Raw genomic sequence first — 21,173 nt, forward strand, 5'->3', positions numbered from 1 at the left:
GGTCGTCGTCAACGACCTGGGCGTCGGACCGGACGGGGCACCCGGCGCGGAGAGCCCCGCGGACGCCGTCGTCGCGGAGATCCGGGCCGCGGGCGGCGAGGCGGTCGCGCACGGCGCCGACATCGCCACGGCCGAGGGCGCGGCCGCGCTGGTCCGGGCCGCCGTGGAGACGTACGGCCGGCTGGACACGCTCGTCAACAACGCGGGCTTCCTGCGCGACCGCATGCTCGTCAACCTCGACGAGGACGACTGGGACGCCGTCCTCCGCGTCCACCTCAAGGGCCACTTCCTGCCCCTGCGGCACGCCGCCGCGCACTGGCGGGCCGAGGCCAAGGCCGGGCGCACCCCGGTGGCCCGGGTCGTCAACACCAGCAGCGGGGCCGGCCTGCTGGGCTCGGTCGGGCAGGGCAACTACAGCGCCGCCAAGGCCGGGATCCTCGCGCTGACCCTGGTCGCGGCGGCCGAACTGGCCCGCTACGGCGTCCAGGTCAACGCGATCGCCCCCGCCGCCCGCACCCGTATGACGGAACGGGTCTTCGCCGGGAGCATGGCCGCCCCGGCCGCCGGCTTCGACGCCATGGCACCGCAGAACGTCTCGCCGCTCGTGGTCTGGCTCGGCTCCGCCGCGAGCGCGGGCGTGACCGGCCGGGTGTTCGAGGCGGAGGGCGGCCGGATCACCGTCATGGAGGGCTGGCGCCCCGGTCCCACCGCCGACCGGGGAGCGCGGTGGACACCGGCCGAGGCGGGGGAGACGGCGCTGAAGCTGCTGGCGGACGCGGAGCCGCCGGGGCGTGTGTACGGCGCCTGACCAGCCCGGCAGCCCCGGGGAGGCCTATGTGTCGCACTCCAGTACCGTCCGGCACAGCCCGCACCGCGCCCGCACGCGCCCCCGTACCGGCACCCTGATCCGCTGGTGGCAGGTGGGGCAGGCGAAGGACACGCGGAGGTGGCCGGAGGGGTCGGGGGTGAAGGCGTAGGGCGCCTCCGGCGGAACGGCGTACGCGTGCCGGCGGTCGTGGGCGTACCGCCGGCGTCCCGCCCAGCCGGCCCCCGTCAGCGGCGGCTGCTGCTCGTCCCGGCGGGCCCGCTCCAGGCCCTTGACGTAGGCGGTGTAGGCCTGCGGGCTGGTGAACCACACCGACGGGTCCTCCTGGAAGAGCAGGGACCGCTTGGCCAGGACGTAGCCGTACTCCTCCGGGGTGAGGTAGCCGAGTTTCTGCGAGGAGACCCCGTCCTCCCGGTAGGCGTCCAGCAGCAGCCAGCCGGCGCCCAGGTAGGTCGTCACCGTGTCGGTGAGGATCTCGTTCTCCGCCGTGGTCGGGAAGGCGAGGTCCAGCCGGTGCAGATAGACGTGCGCCACCTCGTGGGCGAGCGCCGCGCCGATGTCCCTGCGGTGGGTGCGGAAACGGTCGTTCAGCTCGACGAAGTACTCGGGTCCCGCCGCCAGTTCGACGTTCGCCGCGTGGGTCATCTCCCGGAAGCCGACGATCAGCCGCGCGTCCGGCAGCCGGAAGTGCCGCACGATCTCGCGGGCCACCCGCTGCGCGCCCAGATGCAGGTCGTCGGTGTCGCAGAAGGCCACGTCGGCGGGGACCACGCTGGTCGAGAACGTCTGGACGGTGTCGTAGGACAGGCGCCTGTAGAGCGCGGTGACGGCGGCCCGCACCGTCTCCAGGTGCGGGAAGCCGTGCTGGACCGGTCCGCCGTTCGCCACGTCCGCACCCCCATAGACGCCGGAGCCCCCCTCCACTGTAGGCGGGACGGACGGCCGGTCACACGGGCAGCAGACGGGGCGCCGGCCGGCCGGGGTCCGTCTCCCGCAGCTCCAGCACCCACACCTCGTTCCCGCCCTCGCGCAGCACCGGGCCGGGGACGAAGAGGGTGCGCTGGGGGCCCACCGACCAGTAACGGCCCAGGCCGAAGCCGTTGATCCAGACGAAGCCGCGGGTCAGGCCGGGCAGTTCCAGCCGGGCGTCCCCGGCCCCGCGGACCATGACGGCGCCCCGGTACAGCCCCGGCGCTCCGTTCCCGGGCGGCGCGCCGAACGGCACCCGCGCCACACCGCCGGAGAAGGCGTCCAGATCCAGCCCGCGCGCGCGTACCCCGTGCAGGTACTGCCGCTCGTGCAGGATGCCGCCGGTGATCCCCTTCGCCTCACCGAAGCGCGGCCCGTAGTTCACCCTCCCGAGGGACTCCACCCACAGCTCCACGCGCGCGGGTCCCGCGACGGGCTCCTTCAGCCGCGGATCCTCCTCGGTGAGCACCCCGGCCCGCTCGCCGTCGACGTACACCACCGCGAGGTCCCGCAGCCCGCGCAGGGTCAGCGGGTACGGCCGCCGCGGGCCGGGCACGTCCACCCGGTAGCGCACCAGGCCCCGGGTGACGCGCAGTTCCTCGAAGGTGGCGGGCATCGGGGCGACGGTCTCCTCGCCGCCCAGCGCCTCCAGGACGTCGTCCAGGGACGCCCAGCCGTCGAGCGCCACCTGGGCGGGGCGGCCCAACGCGGCGGGCGCGGACGGCGGTTCGGGCAGCGGCTCCGAGTGGTACCCGGCCAGCACCTCGCGAAAGCGCCAGAACTTCTCGGTCGGGCGGCCGTACTCGTCCACCGGGGCGTCGTAGTCGTACGAGGTCACATCCGGCTCCAGCCGGCCCTCGTGCAGGCCGCCGCCCCGGTTGGCGCCCGCCCAGCCGCCGAAGCTCGTGCCGCCGTGCGCCATGTAGAGGTTCACCGACGCCCCGCACTCCAGGATCTCCCGCAGCACACCGGCGGCCTCCTGCGGATCCCGTACGGCGTGCTCGCCGGCCCAGTGGTCGAACCAGCCGCACCAGAGCTCCATGCACATCAGCGGGCCCCCGGGGCGGTGGCGGCGCAGCGTGGCGAACGCCTCGCGCGCGTGGGAGCCGAAGTTCACCGTGGCGAGCACCCCGGGCAGCGAACCACCGGTCAGCATGTGGTCCTCGGGGCCGTCGGAGGTGAACAGCGGGACGGTGACCCCCTCGGCGCGCAGCAGACCGGCCAGCTCCCGCAGGTAGCCGGTGTCGCTGCCGTAGCTGCCGTACTCGTTCTCCACCTGCACCAGGATCACCGGGCCGCCGCGGTCGGCCTGCCGGGGCACGACCTCGTGCAGCAGACGGTGGAACCAGTGCCGTACGCGGTCCAGGTAGCGCTCGTCGCGCGTGCGCACGCGCGTGCCCGCCTCGCCCGTCACCCAGGACGGCAGTCCGCCGTTCTCCCACTCGGCGCAGATGTACGGGCCCGGCCGCACGATCGCCCACAGACCCGCCTCCCGGACCGCGTCCAGGAACCGGCCGAGCGCCCGCACGTCCCGGTGGTCTCCCGGGGCGGGGGAGTGCAGGTTCCAGGGGACGTACGTCTCCACGCAGTTCAGGCCCATCGCCCGCAGCATCGCCAGCCGGTGCCGCCAGTGCCCCTCGTGCACCCGGAAGTAGTGCAGGGCCCCGGACAGCAGCCGTACCGGACGCCCGTCCAGCAGGAAGTCGGACTCCCCCACCGCGAACTCGCTCATGCGCCCCACTCTCACCTCTTCCGGCGATCGGGACCATGGACGAAGATCGGCACCGCTTGGACAAAAGTCCGCCGTCGCCGGCGCCGGGAGGAGCACCGATGTACCAGACCTGGATGCGGTTCTTCAGCCCCGGACCCGCCCACCACCGCCTCGGCCTGGTCTGCCTCGGCGTCGGCCTCCAGCACGGCGCCCTGCCCACGGTCGGCCCGCGCACCCTCGACCACCACGTGGCCGTCGTGATCAGCGCGGGCAGCGGCTGGTACCGGGGCGCGGACGGACGCCGTACGGCCGTCACCGCGCCCGCGAGCGGTCCCGGTGAGCCGACGGCACGGCTGAACCCGAAGTACCTCTTCGACACGTTCGTCATCGGCGCCTCCAACCGGTTCGCGCACGCGGCCGCGGTGGCCGTCGCCGAGGCACCCGCGAAGGCCTACAACCCCCTGTTCATCTACGGGGAGTCGGGGCTCGGCAAAACGCATCTCCTGCACGCGATCGGGCACTACGCGCGCAGCCTCTACCCGGGCACGCGCGTGCGGTACGTCAGCTCGGAGGAGTTCACCAACGAGTTCATCAACTCCATCCGCGACGGCAAGGGCGACAGCTTCCGCAAGCGCTACCGCGAGATGGACATCCTGCTCGTCGACGACATCCAGTTCCTCGCGGACAAGGAGTCGACGCAGGAGGAGTTCTTCCACACCTTCAACACGCTCCACAACGCCAACAAGCAGATCGTGCTCTCCAGCGACCGGCCGCCCAAGCAGCTGGTCACCCTGGAGGACCGGCTGCGGAACCGCTTCGAGTGGGGTCTGATCACCGACGTCCAGCCGCCCGAACTGGAGACGCGCATCGCGATCCTGCGCAAGAAGGCGGTGCAGGAGCAGCTCAACGCCCCGCCGGAGGTGCTGGAGTTCATCGCCTCCCGGATCTCGCGGAACATCCGTGAGCTGGAGGGCGCCCTGATCCGGGTGACGGCGTTCGCCTCGCTCAACCGGCAGCCGGTGGACCTCGGCCTGACCGAGATCGTCCTGAAGGACCTGATCCCCGGCGGCGAGGACAGCGCCCCGGAGATCACCGCCACGGCCATCATGGCGGCCACCGCGGACTACTTCGGGCTGACGGTGGAGGACCTGTGCGGCACCTCCCGCGGGCGGGCGCTGGTCACCGCGCGGCAGATCGCCATGTACCTGTGCCGTGAGCTGACGGATCTGTCGCTGCCGAAGATCGGCGCGCAGTTCGGCGGCCGGGACCACACGACCGTCATGCACGCCGACCGCAAGATCCGGGCGCTGATGGCCGAGCGGCGCTCCATCTACAACCAGGTGACGGAGCTGACGAACCGCATCAAGAACGGCTGACGCGGGCCGCACGACCGCGCCGGAGGGCGCCCCGGGATCCGTCCCGGGGGCGCCCTCCGGCGTTCACGGGGGTCCCGTGCGGCGCCCACAGGCCTGTGGAGCGTTCCTCGCCCGCCTCCGGTTGTTCGATTAAGTGCCGGGTTACGGCCACCCTCCACAGATTCGGTGACTTTCTTCCCTCCACATCCTGGGGACCGGGAAGTTGTCCCGAACGGTGTCCACAGGAAGCCTGCCCATATGGCGTCCGCGCAGCTCAATGCCCTGTGGAATCGTGGACGAACGATCTCCACAGACTGTGGACGAAGCGGGTATCCACAGGCTGTGCACGGAGTTGTCCACCGGCGGCCCACAGGCTGCGGGCGGTTGTCCCCAGCGATCTCCGACTTCTCCACATGGCTGTCCACTGTTCGGCAACCCGACGCACCCGCTCACCGCGTCGAGTGAAAGCCGTCACACGAAGGTGCCGGGTTGGGGTGTGGGAAACGTGGGTATTCCTGGGGACACAGCTGGGGAGAACTGCCCTCGGGCTGTGGGCGAGGTGTGCAGAACTTTCCGTTCTCCACAGAGAGCCCGGGTTGTCCACCGCCTCCGCCCACAGGGCCAGTGGACAAAATTCCTGCGCTGAGCTGGGAAAACGTGGTTATCCACGGTATCCACAGCCCCTACTACTACTCCCGACTAGAGAGAGTCCGGGAATCGCTTTGAAGCGGGGGCTGTGCACAACTCGCGGTTTCGCGTCCGGCTGCCTCCCGGACCGACTTGACCCCGACGGGCACCTACTGTCAGTGCGGTGCGTCAGACTGGTCCCCGGTGTCCTTCGCTCAGCAGTGGGCGGCGACACCGAGTCGGAGGACTCAGTAGCAACAGCAGGAGGCGGCTTACGGTGAAGATCCGGGTGGAACGCGACGTACTCGCGGAGGCAGTGGCCTGGGCGGCACGCAGCCTCCCGGCCCGTCCGCCGGCGCCTGTCCTCGCCGGCCTGCTGCTGAAGGCCGAGGACGGCCAGCTGAGCCTGTCGAGCTTCGACTACGAGGTCTCCGCACGCGTCAACGTCGAGGCCGAGGTCGAGGAGGAGGGGACCGTCCTGGTCTCCGGCCGTCTGCTCGCCGACATCTCCCGCGCCCTGCCCAACCGGCCGGTGGAGATCTCCACAGACGGTGTACGGGCGACCGTGGTCTGCGGCTCCTCGCGATTCACACTCCACACCCTGCCTGTGGAGGAGTACCCGGCGCTGCCGCAGATGCCGAACGCGACCGGCACCGTCCCCGGCGAGGTCTTCGCGGCCGCCGCGTCCCAGGTGGCCATCGCCGCCGGCCGTGACGACACGCTGCCCGTCCTCACCGGTGTGCGCATCGAGATCGAGGGCGACACGGTCACGCTGGCGTCCACCGACCGCTACCGCTTCGCGGTCCGCGAGTTCCTGTGGAAGCCGGAGAACCCCGAGGCGTCCGCCGTCGCCCTGGTGCCCGCCAAGACGCTCCTGGACACCGCCAAGTCGCTGGGCGCCGGGGACAGCGTGACGCTGGCGCTGTCCGGGTCCGGCAAGGGCGAGGGCCTGATCGGTTTCGAGGGCGCGGGCCGGCGTACGACCACGCGGCTGCTCGAAGGCGACCTGCCGAAGTATCGGACGCTGTTCCCGACCGAGTTCAACTCCGTCGCCGTGATCGAGACGGCCCCCTTCGTGGAGGCCGTGAAGCGTGTGGCGCTGGTCGCCGAGCGCAACACCCCGGTGCGGCTGAGCTTCGAGCAGGGTGTGCTCATCCTCGAGGCCGGTTCGAGCGACGACGCACAGGCTGTGGAAAGGGTGGACGCGCAGCTGGAGGGCGACGACATCTCGATCGCCTTCAACCCGACGTTCCTGCTGGACGGTCTGAGCGCGATCGACTCGCCGGTGGCCCAGCTGTCCTTCACCACGTCCACGAAGCCGGCGCTGCTGAGCGGCAAGCCCGCGCTGGACGCGGAGGCGGACGACGCCTACAAGTACCTGATCATGCCGGTGCGGCTCAGCGGCTGACGTTGTCCACAGCGCCGGCGCCCCCTGTGGGCGCCGGCGTGCCGGGTCCCGGGACCAGGGTCCACAGCTGTGGACGGGCGTGGGACCGCCCACAGCCGTGGTGCCGGGGAAAGCCCAGGTCGCAGGGGTTACGCATGAGCGCGTATGCCCACAACTGTGCGTGCGGGGGCGGGTTTAGGCTCGCCTGGGCACATAGGTGCCTCTCACGCCACACAGCGACCCTTAAGGAACATCACTGATGGAGCTCGGTCTCGTCGGCCTCGGCAAGATGGGCGGCAACATGCGCGAGCGGATCCGCCGCGCGGGCCACACCGTCATCGGTTACGACCGCAACCCGGACCTCGCGGATGTCCACAGCCTGGAAGAGCTTGTGGGCAAGCTCAGCGGTCCGCGCGTGGTCTGGGTGATGGTCCCGGCCGGTGCGGCCACCCAGTCGACGATCGACGAGCTGGCCGGGCTGCTGGAGCCGGGCGACGTGGTCGTGGACGGCGGGAACTCCCGCTGGACGGACGACGAGCGGCACGCCGAGGAGCTGGCCGCCAAGGGCATAGGTTTCGTCGACTGCGGTGTCTCCGGCGGCGTCTGGGGCCTGGAGAACGGGTACGCGCTGATGTACGGCGGCGACGCCGAGAACGTCGCCCGGGTGCAGCCGGTCTTCGACGCGCTCAAGCCGGAGGGCGACTTCGGTTCGGTGCACGCCGGCAAGGTCGGCGCGGGCCACTTCGCGAAGATGGTCCACAACGGCATCGAGTACGCCATGATGCAGGCCTACGCCGAGGGCTGGGAGCTGCTGGAGAAGGTCGACTCCGTGGAGAACGTCCGCGACGTCTTCCGCTCCTGGCAGGAGGGCACCGTCATCCGCTCCTGGCTGCTGGACCTCGCGGTCAACGCCCTCGACGACGACGAGCACCTGGACGGCCTGCGCGGTTATGCACAGGACTCCGGTGAGGGACGCTGGACCGTGGAGGCCGCGATCGACAACGCGGTGCCGCTGCCGGCGATCACCGCGTCGCTGTTCGCGCGGTTCGCCTCGCGCCAGGAGGACTCGCCGCAGATGAAGATGATCGCCGCGCTGCGCAACCAGTTCGGCGGTCACGCCGTCGAGAAGAAGGCTTAGCCGGCAGGCCGTAGCCGAGAAGTTGTCCACAGGGTCGCCCCGGCGATCCACAACCCCTGGGGGAGGTCGGCGAACGACCATGCACGTCACGCATCTTTCGCTGGCCGATTTCCGCTCGTACGCCCGGGCCGAGGTCCCGCTCGACCCGGGCGTCACCGCCTTCGTCGGTCCCAACGGGCAGGGGAAGACCAACCTCGTCGAGGCGATCGGGTATCTCGCGACCCTCGGCAGCCACCGGGTCGCCTCGGACGCGCCCCTGGTCCGCATGGGGGCCGAGCGCGCCGTCGTCCGGGCGCAGGTCCGGCAGGGCGAGCGGCAGCAGCTGGTCGAACTGGAGCTGAACCCCGGCCGGGCCAACCGGGCCCGGATCAACCGGTCCTCGCAGGTCAGGCCCCGGGACGTGCTGGGGATCGTACGGACCGTGCTGTTCGCGCCCGAGGACCTCGCCCTGGTGAAGGGGGACCCCGGTGAGCGGCGCAGGTTCCTGGACGAGCTGATCACCGCACGCTCGCCGCGCATGGCCGGTGTGCGGTCCGACTACGAGCGGGTCCTCAAGCAGCGCAACACGCTGCTGAAGACCGCCGCGCTGGCGCGGCGGCACGGCGGGCGGTCCATGGACCTGTCCACGCTCGACGTGTGGGACCAGCACCTGGCGCGCGCGGGCGCCGAGCTGCTGGCCCAGCGCCTCGACCTGATCGCGACGCTGCGGCCGCTGGCCGACAAGGCGTACGAGCAGCTGGCCCCGGGCGGCGGTCCGGTGGCGCTGGAGTACAAGCCGTCCGCGCCCGGTGAGGCCCACGCGCGCGAGGATCTCTACGCCCAGCTGATGGAGGCCCTCGCCCAGGCCCGCAAGCAGGAGATCGAGCGGGGCGTCACCCTCGTGGGCCCGCACCGCGACGACCTGGTCCTCAAACTCGGGCAGCTGCCCGCCAAGGGGTACGCCTCGCACGGCGAGTCCTGGTCCTACGCGCTCGCCCTGCGCCTGGCCTCCTACGACCTGCTGCGCGCCGAGGGCAACGAGCCGGTGCTGGTCCTGGACGACGTCTTCGCCGAGCTGGACGCGCGGCGCCGCGAGCGGCTGGCCGAGCTGGTCGCGCCCGGCGAGCAGGTGCTGGTCACCGCCGCCGTGGACGACGACGTACCGCATGTACTGGCCGGCGCGCGGTACGCCGTGGCCGGCGGGACGGTGGAGCGCGTATGAGCACCGACGAACCCGCCCCGGGCAAGAAGCCGGAACCCTCCGGTGTCGACCTCGCCCGCGTGGCGCTGCGCGCGGCGAAGGAGCAGGCACGCGCGCGCGGGGAGGCCGCGCGCCAGAAGAAGCAGGCCCGGCGGGGTGGTGGCCTGCGCTCCGGCGCGCGCGCCGACGGCCGTGACCCGATGGCGCTCGGCGCGGCGATCAACCGGCTGATCACCGAGCGCGGCTGGGAGACCCCGGCGGCGGTGGGCGGGGTGATGGGCCGCTGGCCGCAGATCGTCGGCGAGGACCTGGCCAAGCACTGCGTGCCGCAGCGGTACGACGAGGACGAGCGGGTGCTCACCGTGGGCTGTGACTCGACGGCCTGGGCGACCCAGCTGCGGCTGCTCGCCCCGGCGCTGGTCGCCCGCCTCAACGAGGACCTCGGCCACGGCACGGTCCGGCTGATCAAGGTGCAGGGCCCCGGCGGCCAGGCGCGCCGGTACGGCCCGCTGCGGGCTCCTGGAAGCACGGGTCCCGGCGATACCTACGGGTGACGTACATCACGTCACGGGGCCGGCTTTCCGGCCTCGACGCACTGCCGTACACCCGTGCGTCCCGCGTTCTGACCCTGGAGTAGCCAAGGGTTGACGGCCCGAAGCGCTGAGTGCCGCTGTGAGCCGCTTGGAGCCCCCATCCGTATATCGGGACCCGGCGGAGACCGGTTCAGGGCGGCACATGGGGACTCAGGTACCGGCAAACCCCCATCGATGTCAGCGCTACCGGTAGACTGGAAGACAATCCCGCCCCAACGTGGGGACCGCCCGGGAAAAGCTGAGCAACGCTGATCAAGGCTTACCACCGCAACATGCCGCAGCCGCTCCGGCAACCTGCCGACGAGCCCGGCTCGTGCTGTGCCAGAAAGGGCGCTTCGTGGCCGATTCCGGCAACCCCAACGAGAACATCCCGTCCACCGACGCCGGCGTGAACGGCGAGGCCACCGCCTCTGCCGCCTCCTACGACGCCAGCGCCATCACCGTGCTCGAAGGGCTGGACGCGGTCCGCAAGCGGCCCGGCATGTACATCGGCTCCACGGGCGAGCGCGGTCTGCACCACCTGGTGTACGAGGTCGTCGACAACTCGGTCGACGAGGCACTGGCCGGCTACGCGGACACCATCGACGTGACGATCCTCCCCGACGGCGGCGTCCGGGTCGTCGACAACGGCCGCGGCATCCCGGTGGGCATCGTGGCCTCCGAGGGCAAGCCGGCCGTCGAGGTCGTGCTGACCGTGCTGCACGCGGGCGGCAAGTTCGGCGGCGGCGGTTACGCGGTCTCCGGTGGTCTGCACGGCGTCGGCGTCTCCGTCGTGAACGCCCTGTCGAGCAAGGTGTCCGTCGAGATCAGGACCGACGGCCACCGCTGGACGCAGGAGTACAAGCTCGGCGTCCCGACGGCCCCCCTGGCCCAGCACGAGGCCACGGACGAGACCGGCACCTCGGTCACCTTCTGGGCCGACCCGGACATCTTCGAGACCACCGAGTACTCCTTCGAGACGCTGTCCCGGCGTTTCCAGGAGATGGCGTTCCTCAACAAGGGCCTGACGATCAGGCTCACCGACGAGCGCGAGTCGGCGAAGGCCACCAGCGGCGCGGACGAGGCGGGCGCGGACGAGAAGGCCGAGGTCAAGGCCGTCTCGTACTACTACGAGGGCGGCATCGTCGACTTCGTGAAGTACCTCAACTCCCGCAAGGGGGAGACGGTCCACCCCACGATCATCGACCTGGAGGCGGAGGACAAGGACAAGAGCCTGTCCCTCGAGGTCGCGATGCAGTGGAACAGCGGCTACAGCGAGGGCGTGTACTCCTTCGCGAACATCATCCACACGCACGAGGGCGGTACCCACGAAGAGGGCTTCCGCGCCGCGCTGACCTCGCTGATCAACAAGTACGCGCGCGACAAGAAACTGCTGCGGGAGAAGGACGACAACCTCACCGGTGACGACATCCGTGAGGGTCTGACCGCGATCATCTCGGTCAAGCTGAGCGAGCCGCAGTTCGAGGGCCAGACGAAGACCAAGCTGGGCAACACGGAGGCCAAGACCTTCGTGCAGCGGGCGGTCTACGAGCACCTCAACGACTGGCTGGACCGCAACCCGGTCGAGGCGGCGGACATCATCCGCAAGGGCATCCAGGCGGCCACCGCGCGCGTGGCGGCCCGCAAGGCCCGTGACCTGACCCGGCGCAAGGGTCTGCTGGAGTCGGCGTCCCTGCCGGGCAAGCTGTCCGACTGCCAGTCGAACGACCCCACCAAGTGCGAGATCTTCATCGTCGAGGGTGACTCCGCCGGCGGTTCGGCCAAGTCCGGCCGCAACCCGCAGTACCAGGCGATCCTCCCGATCCGCGGCAAGATCCTCAACGTGGAGAAGGCCCGGATCGACAAGATCCTGCAGAACCAGGAGATCCAGGCGCTGATCTCCGCCTTCGGCACCGGTGTGCACGAGGACTTCGACATCGAGAAGCTCCGCTATCACAAGATCATCCTGATGGCGGACGCCGACGTCGACGGTCAGCACATCAGCACCCTGCTGCTGACCTTCCTGTTCCGCTTCATGCGGCCGCTGGTCGAGGCCGGGCACGTGTACCTGTCGCGTCCGCCGCTGTACAAGATCAAGTGGGGCCGGGACGACACCGAGTACGCGTACTCGGACCGCGAGCGCGACGCGCTGATCGAGATGGGGCGCCAGCGCGGCAAGCGCGTCCGCGAGGACTCCATCCAGCGCTTCAAGGGCCTCGGCGAGATGAACGCCGAGGAGCTGCGCGTGACCACGATGGACCAGGAGCACCGGGTCCTCGGCCAGGTCACCCTCGACGACGCCGCCCAGGCCGACGACCTGTTCTCGGTCCTCATGGGCGAGGACGTCGAGGCTCGCCGCGCGTTCATCCAGCGCAACGCCAAGGACGTCCGCTTCCTCGACATCTGAGTCGGTCTCAGCTGACCGCACCAGGAAGGATCTTCACCAGCAATGGCCGACGAGAACACTCCGCAGAACCCCGAGACCGAGGGCGGCGAGCTCGCGATGCGCGTCGAGCCCGTCGGGCTCGAGACGGAGATGCAGCGCTCGTACCTGGACTACGCGATGTCCGTCATCGTGTCCCGTGCGCTGCCCGACGTCCGGGACGGCCTCAAGCCCGTCCACCGCCGTGTGCTGTACGCGATGTACGACGGCGGCTACCGCCCCGAGCGCGGCTTCTACAAGTGCGCCCGCGTCGTCGGCGACGTCATGGGCAACTACCACCCGCACGGCGACTCCTCGATCTACGACGCCCTGGTGCGCCTCGCGCAGCCGTGGTCGATGCGGATGCCGCTGGTGGACTCCAACGGCAACTTCGGCTCCCCGGGCAACGACCCGGCGGCCGCCATGCGGTACACCGAGTGCAAGATGGCGCCGCTGTCGATGGAGATGGTCCGCGACATCGACGAGGACACCGTCGACTTCACGGACAACTACGACGGCCGCTCCCAGGAGCCGACCGTCCTGCCGGCCCGCTTCCCGAACCTGCTGATCAACGGTTCGGCCGGTATCGCGGTCGGCATGGCGACCAACATCCCGCCGCACAACCTGCGCGAGGTCGCGGCCGGCGCCCAGTGGTACCTGGAGAACCCGGAGGTCTCGCACGAGGAGCTGCTCGATGCGCTCATGGAGCGCATCAAGGGCCCGGACTTCCCGACCGGCGCCCTCGTGGTGGGCCGCAAGGGCATCGAGGAGGCGTACCGCACCGGCCGCGGCTCCATCACGATGCGCGCGGTGGTCGAGGTCGAGGAGATCCAGGGCCGCCAGTGCCTGGTGGTCACCGAGCTGCCGTACCAGGTGAACCCCGACAACCTGGCGCAGAAGATCGCCGACCTGGTGAAGGACGGCAAGATCGGCGGCATCGCGGACGTCCGTGACGAGACCTCGTCCCGGACCGGCCAGCGCCTGGTGATCGTCCTCAAGCGGGACGCGGTCGCCAAGGTCGTGCTGAACAACCTGTACAAGCACACCGATCTGCAGACGAACTTCGGCGCCAACATGCTGGCGCTGGTCGACGGCGTGCCGCGCACGCTGTCCCTGGACGCGTTCATCCGCCACTGGGTGACGCACCAGATCGAGGTCATCGTGCGCCGGACCCGCTTCCGGCTGCGCAAGGCCGAGGAGCGCGCGCACATCCTGCGCGGTCTGCTGAAGGCCCTGGACGCGATCGACGAGGTCATCGCGCTGATCCGGCGCAGTGAGACGGTCGAGGTCGCGCGCACCGGCCTGATGGGCCTCCTGGAGATCGACGAGATCCAGGCGAACGCGATCCTCGAGATGCAGCTGCGGCGCCTCGCGGCCCTGGAGCGGCAGAAGATCGTCCAGGAGCACGACGAGCTCCAGGCGAAGATCACCGAGTACAACCGGATCCTCGCCTCGCCGGTCCGCCAGCGCGGGATCGTCAGCGAGGAGCTGGCCGCGATCGTCGAGAAGTACGGCGACGACCGCAAGACCAAGCTGATCCCGTACGAGGGCGACATGTCCATCGAGGACCTGATCGCCGAGGAGGACATCGTCGTCACCGTCTCGCGCGGCGGCTACGTCAAGCGGACCAAGACGGACGACTACCGGGCGCAGAAGCGCGGCGGCAAGGGCGTGCGCGGGACGAAGCTGAAGGAGGACGACATCGTCGACCACTTCTTCGTCTCCACCACGCACCACTGGCTGCTGTTCTTCACCAACAAGGGCCGGGTGTACCGGGCGAAGGCGTACGAGCTGCCCGAGGCCGGCCGCGAGGCGCGGGGCCAGCACGTGGCGAACCTGCTGGCCTTCCAGCCGGACGAGGCGATCGCCGAGATCCTCGCGATCCGCGACTACGAGGCGGCGCCCTACCTGGTGCTGGCCACCAAGTCGGGTCTGGTCAAGAAGACGCCTCTGAAGGATTACGATTCGCCTCGCTCCGGCGGTGTCATCGCGATCAATCTGCGGGAGCGCGAGGACGGTTCCGACGACGAGCTGATCGGTGCCGAGCTGGTCTCGGCCGACGACGATCTGCTTCTGATCAGCAAGAAGGCACAGTCGATCCGGTTCACCGCCACGGACGACTCCCTCCGCCCGATGGGCCGTGCCACCTCGGGTGTCAAGGGGATGAGTTTCCGCGAGGGCGACGAGCTTCTCTCGATGAATGTTGTTCGACCCGGTACGTTCGTGTTCACTGCGACGGACGGTGGGTACGCGAAGCGGACCGCCGTCGACGAGTACCGCGTCCAGGGTCGCGGCGGTCTGGGTATCAAGGCCGCCAAGATCGTGGAGGACCGCGGCTCGCTCGTCGGCGCGCTGGTGGTCGAGGAGAACGACGAGATCCTCGCCATCACCCTGTCCGGCGGTGTGATTCGTACGCGAGTCAACGAGGTCAGGGAGACGGGCCGTGACACCATGGGCGTCCAACTGATCAACCTGGGCAAGCGCGATGCCGTGGTCGGTATCGCACGTAACGCCGAGGCGGGGCGCGAGGCGGAGGAGGTCGACGGCGACGAGCCGGTCGACGAGACCGCCGAGGGTGCCGCGACCACCGGCACGGACGAGGGTGAGGCGCCCTCGGCCGAGTAGCACGAGGAGTGAGTCATCGTGAGCGGAGCCACGGGCGCCGGATCGGCCGGTACCTCCCCGGGTACGGAAACGGACGGCGGCGGCCGTGGCTCCGCCGCGAACGGGGCGGGTGCGGGGAGCGTGACCGACCCGCACACGACCAACCTGAAGCCGGTGAAGGCGTCCACGGACTCCTCCGGCACGTCTGGATCCCAGGGGGGAACTGTGACGGACACCAGAGGCCCGGCCGCGTCCGGCGAGGCACAGTCGTCGTCTCCCCTCCCCGGGGAGCGGCACCCGGAGCAGCAGAGCGGGCCGTACCACCCGCCGCAGGCCTATCCGGCGCAGGCGCCCACCGGCGCGGTACGCCGGCCCCGCACCGGCGTGCGGACGGCGCCCCGGACCCGCAAGGCCAGGCTGCGGGTGGCCAAGGCCGACCCGTGGTCGGTGATGAAGGTCAGCTTCCTGCTCTCCATCGCGCTCGGCATCTGCACGATCGTCGCCTCCGCGGTGCTGTGGATGGTCATGGACGCGATGGGCGTGTTCTCGACGGTCGGCGGCACGATCTCCGAGGCGACCGGCTCGAACGAGGCGAACGGCTTCGACCTCCAGGCGTTCCTGTCGCTCCCCCACGTGCTGACGTTCACGACGATCATCGCGGTCATCGACGTCGTCCTGGCCACGGCGCTCGCGACGCTGGGCGCGTTCATCTACAACCTCTCCGCGGGCTTCGTGGGCGGCGTCGAGCTGACCCTGGCGGAGGACGAGTGACGCCCGCCGGCGCCCTGACCTGACGGTCCCCCGACAACCGATTTTGGGACTGCCGTGGTCGTGCGCTAATCTTCAGGAGTCAGCGCGCGGGACACATACCGCAGAGCGCGGCGGGGCTATAGCTCAGTTGGTTAGAGCGCATCCCTGATAAGGATGAGGCCACAGGTTCAAATCCTGTTAGCCCCACAGTCACGAAAGACCCCCAACCGATGGTTGGGGGTCTTTCGGCATCCACAGGTCTGGGAGTCGGAGGGGCAGTGGTGCTCGTCTTCAGGAATTCGGCCGGCGAGCGGATGAGTGTTCCCAGGCAGGTCTTCCTGTGGGCCTGGCCGGCGCTTCCCGGCGCCATAGCCTGGGTGCGGTTCGGCGCCCCGTGGGGACTGCTCGAAGGGATCGCGGTCTACAGCTGGTGGCTGGCGCTGTTCTTCGGGCGCGCGGGTGCGGTCGCGTGGCTGAGACGCCACCTGGTCACCACGTTCGTCCTCTTCGTGCTCGTGTTCGCGACCCTGTTCTTCGCGCTCCCCGCCCTGCTGCTCGGCACGGTGCTCTCGGCGTGGTGGTGTGCGGCGCTCGCACTCTCCGCGAGCCTGGTCGTCACCGGCGTGCTCTGGCCCGCGCAGCGGCGCTTCTGGACGAGGCTGGACGGATAGGGGCACGCGTGCCCCTCCCGGGCCGGAGTGCGGTGGCCGGTCTCCGGGGGAGGTTCTAGCGTCGGACCGTGGGATCGACGCGCGGGGAGCAGGTCGTCGAGACGGCGCCCGGCCTCTCCGCCGGACCCGTCGCTCTGGCCTGGCTGACGCAGTTCCTGGTGGGAACCGACCTCTTCGTCGTGGCGCCGCTGCTGCCGGACATCGCGGCCTCCCTCGGCGTCTCCGCGACCAGCACCGGCCTGCTGGTCACGGCTTTCTCCGTCGCGTACGTGGTGGCCTCGCCCTTCGCCGGCTGGCTCTCCGACCGCGGGGACCGCGCCAAGGTCCTGGTCGGGGCTCTGGTGCTGTTCTCCCTGGCCAACGTCTGCACGGCTCTGGCGCCCGACCTCGCTCTGCTGCTGGTGACCCGGGTCGTCGCCGGAGTCGCGGCCGCCGCCACCGGGCCCACGGTGTACGCGCTGGTCAGCACCCGCGCCCGGCCACGGGCCCGGGCGCAGGTGCTGGCCGTCGTGGGATCGGGTCTGCTGACCGCGCTGTGGGTGGGCGCCCCGGCGGGAGCGCTGCTGGGCAGGCACCTGGGCTGGCAGGCCGCCTTCCTCGTCCTGGCCGCGGGCACGGTTCTGCTGGCCTTCCCCCATGCGTTCGTCTGGCGCGCCCGGCCCGTACCGGCGGCCGCGCCCGGCGCCCCGGAGCGGGACGGGCGGCCCGGCACGGGTGTCGCGGTGTCCGCCGTCGCGGTCACGACCCTGTGGGCCTTCTCGGTGTACTGCCTCTACACCTTCCTGGCCGTCGCGCTGCACTCCGACGGCAGGGCCGGTGCCGTGACGTGGCTGCTGGTCGTCTACGGCATCGGGGCCGTCGTCGGCGGGCAGGTGGGAGGCAGGTTCGCCGACCGCGCCGGGGCGGTCCGGGTCACCAGGACGGCGCTGGCGCTGACCGCCGCGCTGGAGGTGGCGGTAGCACTGGTCTTCCCCGTCACCTGGGCGCTGGCCTGCGCGCTGGGGCTCTTCGCGCTGGCGGCCTACGCCTTCTTCCCCGCCCAGCAGCGCCACCTGGTCGACATGTTCCCGCGGCGGGCGACCGCCATGCTGTCGTGGAACAACAGCGCGCTGTTCGTCGGCCTGTCCCTGGCCGGTGCCGTCGGCGGCCCGATCGTGGACGCCCTCGACTACCCGGCCCTGCTGTACACCGGCGCCGCCGTGGCCGTACCGGCCTGCCTGGTCGCCCGCGGGAGGCGGACGGGACGGTGACGGGCCCGCCGCCCCGCCGTGGGCCGGACACGGAAAAGACCCGACCGCTGGCGACGGGGGATGCACCAGCGATCGGGCTATGGCCAAGGGTAACAAGGTTGTCGGTTGTGTGGGGCCAAGTCGGCCGGGATTCAGGCAGGTTGGCCGATCATCGTCCGCACGGGGGGTCGTAGGAGAGGCGCGGGAGGTACTCGTGCCACCTCTGGGGGGTGAGTACGCCCCGGGTGACCGAGCAGATGTGGTCGATCGCCGCGTCGGAGTCCAGGCTCCACAGGCGGACCGTGTCGGTGCCGCTGGAGACTCCGAGGACCCGGCTGCCGGGGCTGAAGGACAGGAAGTTGCCCGTCTTGGCGTTGGGGCTCATCGACTGGCCGATCGGGGTCGCCGCGGCGGGACCGGAGACGTTCCAGAGCCGGACCGTGTTGTCGTTGCCGCCGCTGGCCAGGGTGTGGCCGTCCGCGCCGAACGTCAGTGAGGTGACCGCCTCGGTGTGGCCGGTGAGCGGGGCGCCCAGCGGGCTCGCCGCCGCGGGGTCGGTGACGTTCCACAGCCGGACCGTGTCGTCGTCGCTGCCGCTGGCCAGGGTGTGGCCGTCGGGGCTGTAGGCGAGGGCGTTGACGGGGCCGGAGTGCTCGGTGAGGGGTGCGCCGAGCGGGGCCGGACGGGCGGGGTCGGTCACGTTCCACAGCCGGACGGTGCTGTCCGCGCTGCCGCTGGCCAGGGTGTGGCCGTCCGGGCTGAAGGCCAGGGCGTTGATGTAGCCCCGGTGGCCGGGGAGCGGGTTGCCGAGCGGGGCCGGGTGGGCGGGGTCGGCGACGTTCCACAGCCGGACGGTGCGGTCGTCGTCGGCCGTGGCCAGGGTGCGGCCGTCCGGGCTGTAGGCCAGCGCGTTGGGACCCATGAAGCGGGTCCGCAGGGGGAGGGACGGCCCCACCGGCACCGGGTGGGACGGGTCGGAGACGTTCCACAGGTCCACCGCGCGGTTGCCCGTCAGGACGGCCAGGGTGCGGCCGTCGGGCGAGAACACCATCGACCGCTGGCCGTCGTCCGCCCGCATGAACGGCTCGCCCAGCGGCACGGGCCGGCCGGGATGCGCCACGTTCCACAGCCGGAGCCGGCCGTCGCGCGCGGCCGTGGCCAGAATTCGTCCGTCGGGGCGGAAGGCCCCGTTGCGGCCGATCATGTCCGAGGTCGGGACGGACCACAGGCGCACCTTGCTGTCGCCGCTGCCGGTGGCGAGGGTCCGCCCGTCTGGGCTGAAGCCCAGGGCGTACATCTCCCCGCTGCTGCCCACGAGCGGCTCGCCGACCTGCGAGGGGGACGCCGGATCGCTGACGTTCCACAGGCTCGCCGTGCTGTCCGCGCTCGCGGCGGCGAGCCGGCCGCCGTCCGGGCTGAACGCCACGGACCAGACGGGGCCGGTGTGCCCGGTCAGGGGGGCGCCGAGCGCGGCGGGGTGCGCGGGGTCGCGCACGTCCCACAGCCGGATGGTGTCGTCCGCGCTGCCGCTGGCCAGGGTGCGGCCGTCGGGGCTGAAGGAGACCGAGTGCACGATGTCCGTGTGGCCCCGCAGCACCGTGCGGACCGGCTCCGGACGGCGCGGGTCGGCCACGTGCCACAGCCGGATCGTGTCGTCGTCGCCGCCCGCCGCCAGGGTGCGCCCGTCGGCGCTGAAGGCCACGCTGCGCACCGCGGCGGTGTGCCCGCGCAGTGTGCCGAGCGGCTTCGGCCGGCGCGGGTCGGCCACGTCCCACAGCCGTACCGTGCGGTCCTCGCCGGCCGAGGCCAGGGTGCGGCCGTCCGGGCTGAAGGCGACCAGGTAGATGGTGCCGGTGTGCCCGGTCAGGGGCGCGCCGAGCGCGGCGGGGTGCGCCGGGTCGCGCACGTCCCACAGCCGGATCGTGCCGTCGTCGCCCGCGCTGGCGAGGGTGTGCCCGTCCGGGCCGAAGACGGCGCTGCTCACCCAGCTGGTGTGCCCGGTGAGGGGCCGGCCGAGGGGGCGGGGCCGGGTCGGGTCGGTGACGTTCCACAGCCGGACGGTCCGGTCGTAGCTGGCCGTGGCCAGGGTGTGGCCGTCGGGGCTGAAGGAGGTCAGGTAGACGGCGCCGGTGTGGCCGGACAGGGGGGTGGCCAGCGGCGCGTTCACGATCGAGATCAGACGGCTGTAGGTGCCCTCGTCGCCGGGACGCAGATGGTGGGCGACCAGGTCGAGCTGGGCGGCCAGCGAGGGGTCCGTGTGCTGCACCCGGTCCGTTTCGGCGAGCACCTGTTCGAACACGGCGTCGTCCCGCTGCTGCCAGGCGATCACCGCCGAGCCGCCGGCGAGGAGGGCGAGCACGACCAGGGCGGCCACCGCCGCCCGGCTGAGCCACACCGTGCGCTTGCGCAGCCGGACCGAGGCCGCCAGGAACTCCACCGCGCTGCGGGTCAGGAAGGTGTCCCCCGCCGACCGCGCCCAGCTGCGGGCCTGCTCCAGCCGGGAACCCCGGTACAGCAGCGAGCTGTCCCGCTCCGAGTCCTCCCAGGCCCGGCCGTCCTCCTCGAGACGCTGGCGCAGCAGGTGGTCGTTGCGGTTGTCGTCGATCCAGTGCCGCAGCCGGGGCCAGGCGTGCAGCAGCGCCTCGTGGGTGATCTCCACGGTGTCCGCGTCCAGCGTCACCAGCCGGGCCCGCACCAGCGCCTCGAGGGACTCCTCCGTCTTGCCGGGGTCCGCCGACTCCTGCGCCAGCTGGCGCCGGGTGCCCCGCCGGCGTGTGGCCACGGTGTCCTCGCCGAGCCGCACCAGCCGCAGCAGGAGCAGCCGGGCGGCGGCACGGGCGGCTGGGTCCAGGCCGGACCAGGCGCGCTCGGCGGTCGCCGCGACCGCTCCTTGGATGCCGCCCGCCGCGCGGTAGCCGGCCAGCGTCAGCCTCCCGGCCTTCCGGCGCTGCCAGGTGGCCAGCAGGGCGTGCGAGAGCAACGGGAGCACGCCCGCGTCGTGCGCCCCGCGCGGGCCGTCGGCGCTCACCTCGCGGACGATCAGCTCGGCCAGCCCCGGCTCCATCTCCAGCCCCACCGCCTTGGCGGGGCCGGTCACCGCCTCGCGCAGCTCGCCGCTGGTCAGCGGGCCGAGCACCATGTGCCGGTGCTGGAGGGCGTCGGCCAGCTCGGGGTAGCGCAGGCACTGCTCGTAGAAGTCGGCGCGGACGCCGAGGACGACCAGGACGGGCGCGGTCCCGGCCGGGCCGGGGTGCGGGGTGCAGCAGGCGTGCAGGAGCTGGATGAAGGTACGCCGCTCCACCTCGTCGGAGCAGAGGGTGAACGCCTCCTCGAACTGGTCGACGATGAGGACCGGCCGGGGGCCCGCGGGTGTCTCGCGGCGCGCCCACGCCGTGACGGCCTCCCGCACCGCCCGGGCGATGTGCGGGGCGTCGCCGCCGGGGGCGGCCGGATTCCGTGCCGCCTCCCGCTCGGCCTCGCGCGCCTCGGCCGCGACGGGGGCGAGGTCGGGGACACGGCGGACCAGCTCGGCCAGCGGGTCGGCGCCGGGGACGAACTGGAGGACATGGGTGGGACAGGGCTCGTCCTTCGGGGACCGGGGGGCCGCGTCAGCCGTCGGCCGGTCGGTCCCCGAAGGCGCGAGGGCCCCGTCGGCCCGGTGGCCCGTCGGCGTTCCGTCGGCCGTCCGGGGCAGAGCCGCCCGTCCAAGGATGCGGCTCCGGACGCGGCGGC

Annotated in this window: 13 protein-coding genes, 1 tRNA gene and 1 pseudogene; 12 read left to right on the forward strand and 3 right to left on the reverse strand. The window is 71.6% G+C overall.

Annotated features, from left to right (window positions below; all coding sequences use genetic code 11):
- Positions 1-808 (forward strand): SDR family oxidoreductase (locus tag ACWEN3_RS17535; RefSeq protein WP_452971377.1); only part of this gene is annotated, 808 nt, incomplete at its 5' end.
- Between the two features lie 24 nt (positions 809-832).
- Here the strand turns inward: ACWEN3_RS17535 and ACWEN3_RS17540 are convergent.
- Positions 833-1,714, reverse strand: a complete 882-nt coding sequence (locus ACWEN3_RS17540; RefSeq protein ID WP_452971380.1) for a hypothetical protein — start codon at positions 1,712-1,714, stop codon at positions 833-835.
- 58 nt (positions 1,715-1,772) lie between these two features.
- A complete protein-coding gene (locus ACWEN3_RS17545) occupies positions 1,773-3,527 on the reverse strand; it encodes a glycoside hydrolase family 35 protein (RefSeq protein ID WP_452971383.1) in 1,755 nt (584 codons plus the stop codon).
- A 287-nt stretch (positions 3,528-3,814) separates the two neighbouring features.
- Here ACWEN3_RS17545 and dnaA point away from each other — a divergent pair.
- The 11 genes and pseudogenes from dnaA to ACWEN3_RS17600 all read left to right on the forward strand — a co-directional run.
- A pseudogene (gene dnaA / locus ACWEN3_RS17550) lies at positions 3,815-4,882 on the forward strand (chromosomal replication initiator protein DnaA); the annotation flags it as partial.
- 883 nt (positions 4,883-5,765) lie between these two features.
- Positions 5,766-6,896: a DNA polymerase III subunit beta gene (dnaN, locus tag ACWEN3_RS17555; RefSeq protein WP_452971385.1), complete on the forward strand. Its 1,131-nt coding sequence runs from the start codon at positions 5,766-5,768 to the stop codon at positions 6,894-6,896.
- Positions 6,897-7,134: 238 nt separating this feature from the next.
- Positions 7,135-8,013, forward strand: a complete 879-nt coding sequence (gnd, locus tag ACWEN3_RS17560; RefSeq protein WP_452971388.1) for a phosphogluconate dehydrogenase (NAD(+)-dependent, decarboxylating) — start codon at positions 7,135-7,137, stop codon at positions 8,011-8,013.
- A gap of 79 nt (positions 8,014-8,092) precedes the next feature.
- Positions 8,093-9,214 carry a DNA replication/repair protein RecF gene (recF, locus tag ACWEN3_RS17565; RefSeq protein ID WP_452971391.1) on the forward strand — a complete coding sequence of 374 codons (1,122 nt, stop codon included), beginning with the start codon at positions 8,093-8,095 and terminating at the stop codon, positions 9,212-9,214.
- A complete protein-coding gene (locus tag ACWEN3_RS17570) occupies positions 9,211-9,747 on the forward strand; it encodes a DUF721 domain-containing protein (RefSeq protein WP_452971394.1) in 537 nt (178 codons plus the stop codon). Before recF ends, ACWEN3_RS17570 begins: the two co-directional genes overlap by 4 nt.
- Positions 9,748-10,099: 352 nt before the next feature.
- Positions 10,100-12,172, forward strand: coding sequence for a DNA topoisomerase (ATP-hydrolyzing) subunit B (gyrB, locus tag ACWEN3_RS17575; RefSeq protein ID WP_452971396.1), 2,073 nt, complete (start codon positions 10,100-10,102; stop codon positions 12,170-12,172).
- 42 nt (positions 12,173-12,214) lie between these two features.
- Positions 12,215-14,812, forward strand: a complete 2,598-nt coding sequence (gene gyrA / locus ACWEN3_RS17580; protein ID WP_452971399.1) for a DNA gyrase subunit A — start codon at positions 12,215-12,217, stop codon at positions 14,810-14,812.
- Positions 14,813-14,830: 18 nt separating this feature from the next.
- The gene (locus ACWEN3_RS17585; protein ID WP_452971402.1) at positions 14,831-15,562 is read left to right on the forward strand and encodes a DUF3566 domain-containing protein; all 732 of its coding nucleotides are present in this window, start codon (positions 14,831-14,833) and stop codon (positions 15,560-15,562) included.
- Between the two features lie 112 nt (positions 15,563-15,674).
- Positions 15,675-15,748: transfer RNA gene (locus ACWEN3_RS17590), tRNA-Ile, on the forward strand.
- Positions 15,749-15,855: 107 nt separating this feature from the next.
- Positions 15,856-16,212: a hypothetical protein gene (locus ACWEN3_RS17595; RefSeq protein ID WP_452971404.1), complete on the forward strand. Its 357-nt coding sequence runs from the start codon at positions 15,856-15,858 to the stop codon at positions 16,210-16,212.
- 68 nt (positions 16,213-16,280) lie between these two features.
- Entirely contained in the window at positions 16,281-17,462 is a 1,182-nt protein-coding gene (locus ACWEN3_RS17600; RefSeq protein ID WP_452971407.1) for an MFS transporter, read from the forward strand.
- A 148-nt stretch (positions 17,463-17,610) separates the two neighbouring features.
- Here ACWEN3_RS17600 and ACWEN3_RS17605 read toward each other — a convergent pair.
- Positions 17,611-21,173: nSTAND1 domain-containing NTPase (locus ACWEN3_RS17605; protein WP_452971410.1), on the reverse strand; the 3,563-nt coding region annotated here is incomplete at its 5' end.

It is taken from the genome of Streptomyces sp. NPDC004561 (assembly GCF_053602155.1).